Origin of the sequence: Mesorhizobium sp. M7A.F.Ca.US.005.03.2.1 (assembly GCF_003997795.1) — a bacterium.
In the GTDB taxonomy this organism is placed as follows: Bacteria; Pseudomonadota; Alphaproteobacteria; order Rhizobiales; family Rhizobiaceae; genus Mesorhizobium; species Mesorhizobium ciceri.
On the sequence record NZ_RZRP01001486.1, the window covers coordinates 1 to 692 of the forward strand.

1 protein-coding gene is annotated in these 692 nt (G+C 69.2%); it reads right to left on the reverse strand.

Annotation, left to right across the window (positions count from 1 at the left end; genetic code table 11):
* The coding region (locus EN991_RS38655; RefSeq protein ID WP_127370654.1) for a 2Fe-2S iron-sulfur cluster-binding protein at positions 1-692 on the reverse strand (692 nt) is incomplete at both ends.

The window sequence follows — 692 nt, forward strand, 5'->3', positions numbered from 1 at the left end:
GGGGCGGCCTGACCCGCCACAGCGTATCCGGCCGGCCGTCGAGATGACGCTGGTTCAGCCCGACCAGATTGTGGTCGTAAATGCCGAAGGCGGTGGTCGAAGGCAGGATGAGGTGACCGCCAGCGGCAAGCTCGGCAATCGTCTCCTTGACCCATACGGCCGCCGGCTTGCCGTCGATCTCCGCGGCACGATGGCCGAGCGATCCGCCGGGACTCTGCTGGTCGTCGACCAGTGCGACGGTCAGGCCAGCACCGGACGCCAGCCCTGCCGCCGCCAGCCCGGCCGGTCCCGCGCCTACAACCAGCACATCGCAATGATGGTTGATCTGGTCGGCCTTGCCGGGCGAGGTCCAGTCGGCGTCGACTGTGCCCAATCCCGCCATGGCGCGGATGCGCGGCTCGAACCTGTGCCAGTCCGGCCACATGAAGGTCTTGTAGTAGAACGCCGCTGGAATGAAGCGCGCGAAACGGTCGAGGAAGGCGTTGCGGTCGGCCAGCGCGCTGGGCGTGGCGTTGACGCTTTTCGCCACCAGTCCGTCCCGCGCCGGCTCGGTCGTGGCGCGGGTGTTCGGCGTTGCCCGCGTGCCGCCGAGATCGACCAGCGCATTTGGCTCCTCGACGCCGGCGCCCCATATGCCGCGCGGCCGGTGGTATTTGAAGCTGCGGCCGACGACCGCGACGTCACCCGCCAGC